Here is an 8588-nt window from a genome sequence, read left to right as displayed (position 1 = left end):
GATTGTAGTGAAAACCAGCGAATTTAGACGCTGGCTGAAATCGCAAGGTGTTGAATTTAAGGAAGGCTCAAAACACACGAAGCTAACCTACAAAGGCAAACACAGTACCTTACCAAGGCACGCTAAAGAGCTACCAGAAGGCACTAGAAAAGCGATTTTAAAGCAGCTAGGTTTGTNAGAAATGCCNCTAATGGGGCTTTCATGAACACAGCCGCTACAATCCAAACAGGAGAGAATTTGTTATGAAATATCCATTTGTGCTAACGCCTGACGCTCCAGGCTTTACGGTGACGTTTCCTGACTTACCAGANGCCATAACATACGGGGAAACCAAAGAAGAAGCTATTGACTTAGCTTACGATTGTNTAGTTACNGCGCTAGATTTTTATTTTGATGATATGCGTGCCGTGCCNGAACCATCTAAAGTGAAGGATGAACAGTACGCTGTNACNCTTCCAGCAAGCGTGACAGTTAAAGTCAAGCTATTAAACGAAATGACAAAGCAGCGCATCAAACAAGCAGACTTGGCACGATTAATGAATTTNTCACCAACGCAAGTAAACCGTATGGTTAATTTNCATCGGGCTACAAAAGTAGATACTCTGGATCGAGCTTTTAAAGCTTTAGGTAAGACCCTAGAATTTGAAGTAATTTAAAGTCCATGACTTTAATGGGTAGTTCCAGGTGTGAGTTTGTTGCGTTGTAGCACCTTCAAACTCACTACTTAAATATACTTATCAATATCAACTGTAGCCCATCCAGGCCTTTTCCATCCATCATCGGATGATTTGTTTTCTTCAGTTGGAGGTGTTTTGTTGATGGTCGTTTTCTTCTCAGGAACAGAACGATCCGGAACACGTAACGGTGCCGATTGCTCAGCTGAAGAACTTACTTTCAAGAGTTTATATAAATTAATGAGGAAAGAAGAATGCTAAAGACTATATGCAGGATAGACCCCCTATGTCACACTAGTTGTCCGATCATTTAATTTTTACTTTTAACCCATTTAGGGTGGCGGATAGGAGCTGAAAAACGTAGCTTATATCCAGCGTGGCTGGATACTTGGCAATCGGCGTTTGAGTCAATGGGTTTCGCTAGCCTATCGTTCAGTCAAGAGCTCCAGCAACATGGTGCCCTAATCACAGGCTGACTAGCCCGCCAGGGGTAGCCATTTTTGCGTTTTATTTTTTTGCGTCAAGGGTATAATGACTATTTTGCAAATTTACCTTTCTTGACTGAGGTCAGCAAACTCGTCAATCTCTCTCTTCTTTAAAGCGTAGCTCAAATGCATTTCTCCTTAGCTCCAGTGGTGATGGTTTTATTAGTTTCCGTGTTAGCCGTCATTGTCTGCAGGAAGCTTCGAATCCCATCCATGCTAGGCTATTTATTAGTGGGTTTTATTGCGGGTCCTGGCTTATTACAATTAATTCCTGAGTCACCATCAACGGATTACCTAGGCGAAATAGGTATCGTATTTCTAACCTTTAGTATTGGTTTAGAGTTTTCCCTCGGCAAGTTAAAATCCATGCGCACCCTGTTAATCGGTTTAGGCGGGATGCAGGTCGTTTTTACGATATTATTGGTCATGGGTGTTCTGATGCTCATTGGAATGCCAGCGCTCTGGTCCTTTTCTGTGGCTGGGGCTTTGGTGATGTCCTCAACCGCCATTGTCAGCCGTTTATTGTCTGAACGGAGTGAGTTGAACCAAACGCATGGCAATATGGCTATGGGAGTACTGCTGATGCAAGATATTGCTGTGGTACCTTTAATGATTTTATTACCCGCCTTAGCCGGTCCGAATGATCATTTATGGCTTGATTTGCTGTTGGCCTTTATCAATATGGCGCTGACCTTAAGTCTTTTACTGGTCGTGGGGCATAAGTTGATGGCGCCTTGGTTCCGCTTGGTCGCCAAAAGTGGTTCCTCAGAGCTCTTTATGATCAATGTGTTATTGGTGACCTTAGGTATCGCTTATTTAACCGAGATGGCGGGTTTGTCCTTAGCTTTGGGGGCCTTTGTCGCCGGCATGTTGATTGCAGAAACCGATTATCGTTTTCAGGTAGAGGCCGATATTCGACCGTTCCGTGATATTTTATTGGGCTTTTTCTTCATTACTGTCGGGATGAAGTTGAATATTGCGGTGCTATTACAGAGTTGGCAGCTGGTTTTATTATTACTGAGCATGTTGATTCTGTTAAAAGCGCTGGTGGTCTTTGCGATTAGTCGTTGCATGCGACATAAGCCGATGGACAGCTTGCGTACTGCTTTGTACTTAGCTCAAGGCAGTGAGTTTGGTTTTGTTTTATTGGCGGTGTCAGGTCATTTTCACCTGTTATCACCTGAGTTGGAGCAGTCTACCATTGCAGCCATTCTTATCTCAATGATCGTTGCGCCCCTATTAATTAATAGTAGTGACACCATTGTGCGCTTTTTCTTTCGAAGTGCTTGGGATCAGGAGTCGGTTAATTTGCATGCACTGATGGTCGAAACCATGGCGCTTGACGGGCATAGCTTGATTATCGGTTTTGGTGCACGCGGGCAAAGTATCAGCCGTATTCTGACCGAAGAAAATAAAAGCTATCATGCCTTGGATCTGGATGTGGAGCGGGTTATGAACGCGCGCTTGGCGGGTGAGTCGGTGTCATTTGGTGATGCTAAGCGCACCGAGGTGCTGTTAGCTGCTGGTTTAGAGCGTGCCAAAATGGTGATTATCACCTTGAGTAATATGCATGAAAGTGAGCAAATTTTAAACACGATTATGTTACTGGATCCCACCAAATCAGTGGTGGTGAGGGTCACGGATGATGATTATATTAATGTCTTTGCGCACATGGGTGCTGATGATGTGGTGTCCGATAGCAAAGAAAGTAGCTTAGCCCTTGCCGCTGAAGCAATGCTTGCGCTTGGTATGAACTACCGCCAGGTGCATCATATTGTGAGTAAGGTACGTCGAGATCACTACCAGGTGCTGGCAGGCGTTTTTAAAGGGCATGATGATGCCATTGATTTAGAGGGTGAATCGTCACAGATTGTACGTTATGCCTTTATCTTGCCACCTCAGTCAAAAGCTGTCGGCATGACGGTCGCTGAGCTCCCACTAGATAAAGAAAAAGTGAGTTTAATCTCAATTCGTAGACATGCCTTCCAAATTCGTAATCCGATTAATGAGTTTGTGCTGGAGGCTGATGACACCTTAGTCTTGGTTGGTGCCAAGGGGTGGGTCAACGCCTTTGAAAGTTGGGCGCTGATGGGTGACTAGCACGTAAATTCTATCTATCTAAGATAAGCCCTGATAGACTCTGATAGCAGCCATCGCAGCGCTATCAGTACTAACACTGAGCTAAGTGCGCTCTCTACGCTTGCTGTTGGGTAGTTGAGGCATACTATCCTAAGATTGCCATCACTATCGATGGTAAGCTTTTAAACTTTGATTAATCCTTTTGGCTAAGCTATTTACACTATGTCCACCACAGCTCGTCCCCTTGTTGGTATTGCCCTTGTTATTTTGTCGACCTGGGCTTTGTCCTCGCTAGATGCTGGGGGCAAGTGGTTGATGCAATATGGGTTGCCTTTGGTGGTGCTGAGCTGGGTGCGTTATTTAATACATGCTGTCTTGGTTTTGATGTTTACTTTGCCGAGCCGTGGTTTAAGTATTTTTAAATCTAAGCGCTTAGGCTTTCAGATCATACGGGGCACGGCGGTGCTTACTGCAACCATGACCTTCTTTTCGGCTCTGCGCTATTTACCGCAGGCTGAAGCCACTGCGATTAATTTTTTGGCACCGCTATTGGTCTTATGCTTGGCGCCCTTTGTGTTAAAGGAGCCACCACGCCTTTATCGCTGGGTCGCTGCACTTTGTGGCTTTATCGGGGTGATGGTGATTGTACGCCCTGGGTCGGGCCTCCATCCCTTAGGGGTGATGTTCGGTTTGATGACGGCCGGGATTTTTTCTTTGCAGTTTATTGTGACACGTCAATTAGCAGAAGATGACTCCATGACCACGTTGCTGTGGACTGGCCTCATCGGAACCGCCATCAGTAGCGTCTTAGTACTGTTTTATGTGGATGAGTTAGTAAGCATTATCGGGGCATATCATTATCTGGACTGGTTGGTGCTGCTATCAACTGGGATCTTTGGTACCTTGGGCCATTGGTTACAGATTAAGGCCTATCAACATGCACCCGCCTCCTTATTAGCGCCTTTTGTGTATTTACAAATCGTTGGGGCAGCCACCATTGCTTGGTTAATCTGGCGCCAGTTTCCAGATGCGATGAGCTGGTTGGGGATTCTGATCGTCTGCGCCAGCGGTGTCAGTGCCTCCCTTATCGAGTGGCGTCATAATCAAGCCACCAAGCGATTAGTACAGCAGGCCTTGGCAGAGCAGTAGTTTCTAAGTTCACTACAACGAGACTAAAAGATTTCGTAAATATCTGGCCGCCTCAGCAATTTCACCGCTACAAAGGCCAATGGGACCGACTTGATTAAGTACCAGCAAATCAGCGGCTGCCCCGTGCAGCCAGACACCGCCAGCGACCGCTTCATCTGGTGCCAAGCCTTGTGCTAGCAGACTGATAATCATACCGCTTAAGACATCGCCGCTACCGGCCGTTGCCAGTCCAGGATTACCACTTTGGTTGATGAGCAAATCCTCGTCGGGGGCGGCAATAAGGCTTTGATGACCTTTTAAAACGACGCGGCAAAAGTACTTCTCTGAAAGTTCGAGCGCGGCTTCTTGGCGGTCGGCCATCACTTCCTCGGTGCTGCAGTCTAAAAGACGAGCGGCTTCGGCTGGGTGAGGTGTTATTACCGCCGGCAGCAAGCGGGCAGTCAGGTAGTCCGCTAGTTCGGGGTGTTGACTTAGCAAATTCAAGGCATCCGCATCAAGCAGTAGGGGCGTATCAGCTGTCTGCTGTAAGAGGGTACTGAGGATGTTGTATGCCGCTTCCGATTGGCCCATGCCGCATCCCACCGCCCAATGACTGATATCATTTCGCTGTAGAAGGCGTTCGGCACTGCTTAGCATTAATTCTGGTCGTTCTGGGATATAGGGTAGGGGTGCATGGTCTTGACAAAAGCCTAACCATAGCTTGCCACAACCGTTAATCAGTGCGGCAGTACCAGCCAGCACAATGGCACCGCTCATGCCCTGACAACCGCCGATAATGCCCACAGTGCCAAAGCTACCCTTATGGCTTTCTAGGGCACGCTCTTGCAATAGCCCGGGGAAGTTTTGGTGACAATGCGCTAACCACTCCTCAATTAAATTATCACTGAGCTCAAAGCTTGCCATTATCCCACCTCCTAATCTGTAAACTTAAAGGGCACGAATACCCGGACCTTCCAAACGACTGCGACCGCCACTCATCGGAATCACTTGAATTTGCGTTGCGATTCTTTCTTTGAGTGCGGCCACATGAGAAATAATACCAATGGTTTTGCCACCGCGCTGCAAATTTGCCAATGAACTTAGGGCAATATCCAAGCTGTCTTCGTCTAAGGTACCAAAACCCTCATCTAAAAACAGGGATTCTAGCTGCATTTTGCCGCCCACCATCTGTGATAAACCCAGTGCCAAGGCTAAACTGACGATAAAGCTTTCGCCACCAGAGAGGTTTTTGATGGAGCGTAGCTCACCTCCTTGATAGTGATCGGCCACATAAAGCTCCAACTTGCTGCCGGGTTCTGGGTCAAGGCACAGTGAGTAACGGTCACTCATCTGCGCTAATTGCTGATTCGCATAATGCAGCACAAATTCAAAGGTTAAACTCTGGGCAAAATTGCGGTATTTCTTACCATCGGCAGAACCAATAAGCTCATGTAACAGGCGCCAGCGCTGCGTGATGACTTCTTGCGCTTCAATCTGTGCCTTTTGTTCAGCAAGGCGCTCCACAGCGTTAAAATGACTCCTTAGTTTTTCATTATCACGCCCTCGCATCGAGTTGAGCTCGGCCTTTTGTGCTTCTACTTGCTCCCACTCTGCCTTACAGAGCGCTAGCTCTTTAGGCGCATCTGGCTGCTGGGCCGCCAATTCAGCTAGCTTTGCTGTGGTCTGCTTTAGTTGCTCTGTCAGTAGGTGGTTGCGATCATTAATACGGCGTTGTTCTTGCTCAAGGATTAAGCGCTCAGTCTCCTCCAAGCAAGCGTCTACAAAGGCTTTTTCATCCACAAAGGCTGAGTTATTGAGTTTGGTTTTAAAGCGATCATTTGCTGCCTCCAGTTCGGCGCTGAGTGTGTGCACTGCGTGCTGTAAATCCTGTAGCCGTTGATTCAGTTGGCTAAAGTGAATTGCCGCATCATCCTTGGCTGTCCTGCTTAGGGATAATTGTTGTTCGAGTTGCGATAGCTTTTGCTTTAACTGCGCTTCTGCAGCGTCAGGATCATCATCGGCAAAGAGCGCATAGCGAGATTGTTTGCTGGCGTCCAGTGTGAGTTGAATGCCTTTGAGATTCTCCTCCGAACTCGCGATGCTTGTCTGATGGTTTGTTAGCTGTGACTGTAGACTGCTCATACTGACCTTTAGTTGAGTCAACTCAATGCGTTGTTCCTGAGCCCAGTGTTGCATCTTTTCCCTATCGCTTAGCTCGGTATGGAGTTGCTTGAGTTGCTGTTGCTGCTGCTCTTTTTGTGAGCTGAGTGCCTGCTCACTGAGCCCTAGCGTGTCAGCTGTAGCATTGATGTCAGTCAAATGGAGCAGGCTTTGTTTGGCACCGTTTAAATCGCTGAGTGAGGACGCTTTAGCACTGAGATTGTCCAAGTGCGTTTGTTGGGCTGTTAGACCATCCCTTAAACGCTGCTTTAGTGCCCGAATGTCAGCTGCTTGTTGAGTAATTTGCTGCTGCTGATGATTGACGGCCTCTTGCGCCGTTTTATACGCTTGCTTAGCTTGTGTTAGTTGCTGCTGCGTGTGTGCAGGATTGGCGCTGTCGTGCTCGGCCCATGGATGCTCCAAGGCGCCACATAAGGGGCAGGGCGTACCGTCGACTAAGTCCTGACGATGTTGCTCCAGACTTTGTTGTACCAAAGCAAGCTTATGCTCGGCCTCAGCTTGGGCTAGTTGCGCCTCCGCTACTTGTAGTTGCTGTTGATATTGGGTGGCGACCGTTTGCAAACTGAGCAAGGACTCGTTAAGCGCCTCTAAGCTTTGTCTTGTACGATGGTTTTCTGCACTTTGATGATGGTAGTTTTTAAATAACTCACTGAGTGTCTCTAAAGTACGTAGTTCCTGTGTTAACTGCTCACTGCGATTTTTTAAATTAAGAATTTCCCTTTGATGACTTAAACGGTCTAGCAGTTCGTCGCTGTCTGCGCTTAAGGGATCCTGTGCTAGGGCGTTTCCTTTTGCTTCAAAGTCTTGATAGGCACGACGAATCGATTGTTTGAGGTTTTGATAGCTTTCTTGCTCAAGTTGAAGTTGCTTCTCGGTGCCTTTGAGATGCGCCTGGTTTTGTTGCAAATTGCGTTCTTCATTTTGTAGCAGTAAGCGCTGTTGCTTAATTTCGGCATCCAAGGTACGGACGGCTTTAAAGTGCTCTGTTTGTTGTTCTAGTAGCTCACCTTGTTGTGTGTGTAGCGCTTGCGCTCTTTGATATGCTTCTTGTGTCTGATTGCGTTTAGTGGTCGCCTCACTTAGTTTTGGTGCTAATTGCTGCAGACTGTCTTGATTGTTTTTTAATGTCGTACGTAAACCAGTTAATACCGTATAGTCTTTAATCAAAGCCAAGCTTTTATTGGCTAATGCCAGGATCGCAGCTTTAGGGGCAAAGCTTGCAGCTTCGGCGCGATTCTCCCTAAGTGAGCGTTGTAATTCCTCCTCAGTTTGTTTGGTCTTGGCACTTTCTTCCCACCATTGGATTAACTCGCGCAAGGCTTGTTGCTGCTGATTGAGCTGCTGGAGCTTATGGTTAAGTTGTTGCAAGGAGGCTTGTAAGGCACTGACTTCATCCTCTGACAGCGGTGTAATACCCTCTAGGCCCGCGCTTAATAAGGCAAGCTTTTTTTCTTCTTGAGTTTTAATTTCATGCACTTTGATGGAAATATCACTGTAAATACGGGTGCCAGTGATTTGCTCCAAAATAGGCGAACGCTCTTCCTCTTTGGCATTTAAAAAATCGGCAAAACGCCCCTGCGCCAAGAGCATGGTGCGGGTAAATCGCTCAAAGTTCAAACCGGTAATGTCGGCGGTTAATTGATTAATTTCTGCCATGCGGCTGGAAAGTAGCTTGCCGCTATCAACATCAAAAAGCTCACGCTGTATTTGCTGTAAATTACCATCGACTCGATTGCGTGCCCGACGCTGGCTCCAAGCAGCGCTATAGGTCCGCTGACCAATTTGAAATTTAAGCTCGGCAAAGCACTCGGCGTGCTGGCGCGACATAATTTCATTGTGTGATTTACTAAAGCTGTCTAGCCTTGGCGTACGACCATAAAGCGCCAGACAAATGGCATCTAGCAGGGTGGTTTTGCCAGCACCAGTGGGTCCAGCAATGGCAAAGATACCGTTTTGTTCATACGCTGCATGACTAAAATCAATTAACCACTCACCCTCTAAGGAGTTAAGATTTTTAAAACGTAATTCTAATAACTTCATG

General features: G+C 46.9%; 6 protein-coding genes. 4 read left to right on the top strand and 2 right to left on the bottom strand.

All coding sequences use genetic code 11. From position 1 onward, the window contains the following. The first annotated feature begins 7 nt into the window (after window positions 1-7). The 4 genes from A3GA_RS12015 (at window position 8) to A3GA_RS0107900 (ending at window position 4387) form a co-directional block, all read left to right on the top strand. Window positions 8-205, top strand: coding sequence for a type II toxin-antitoxin system HicA family toxin (locus A3GA_RS12015; protein WP_018027357.1), 198 nt, complete (start codon window positions 8-10; stop codon window positions 203-205). Window positions 206-242: 37 nt separating this feature from the next. Next, the gene (locus A3GA_RS0107910; RefSeq protein ID WP_018026859.1) at window positions 243-656 is read left to right on the top strand and encodes a type II toxin-antitoxin system HicB family antitoxin; all 414 of its coding nucleotides are present in this window, start codon (window positions 243-245) and stop codon (window positions 654-656) included. A gap of 629 nt (window positions 657-1285) precedes the next feature. Then, window positions 1286-3259 (top strand): monovalent cation:proton antiporter family protein, encoded by a 1974-nt coding sequence (locus A3GA_RS0107905; protein ID WP_018026858.1) that lies wholly within the window; start codon window positions 1286-1288, stop codon window positions 3257-3259. Between the two features lie 201 nt (window positions 3260-3460). Further along, window positions 3461-4387, top strand: coding sequence for a DMT family transporter (locus A3GA_RS0107900; RefSeq protein WP_018026857.1), 927 nt, complete (start codon window positions 3461-3463; stop codon window positions 4385-4387). 12 nt (window positions 4388-4399) lie between these two features. Here A3GA_RS0107900 and A3GA_RS0107895 read toward each other — a convergent pair whose 3' ends face one another. After that, window positions 4400-5290 carry an NAD(P)H-hydrate dehydratase gene (locus tag A3GA_RS0107895; RefSeq protein WP_018026856.1) on the bottom strand — a complete coding sequence of 297 codons (891 nt, stop codon included), beginning with the start codon at window positions 5288-5290 and terminating at the stop codon, window positions 4400-4402. A 24-nt stretch (window positions 5291-5314) separates the two neighbouring features. Continuing rightward, entirely contained in the window at window positions 5315-8587 is a 3273-nt protein-coding gene (locus A3GA_RS11825) for an SbcC/MukB-like Walker B domain-containing protein (RefSeq protein ID WP_018026855.1), read from the bottom strand. Between the last annotated feature and the right edge of the window lies 1 nt (window position 8588).

Source organism: Oligella urethralis DSM 7531 (genome assembly GCF_000372065.1).
GTDB lineage: Bacteria > Pseudomonadota > Gammaproteobacteria > Burkholderiales > Burkholderiaceae_B > Oligella > Oligella urethralis.
The sequence above is the reverse complement of the archived record's forward strand: the minus strand, read 5'-3'. Positions and strand labels throughout refer to the sequence as shown.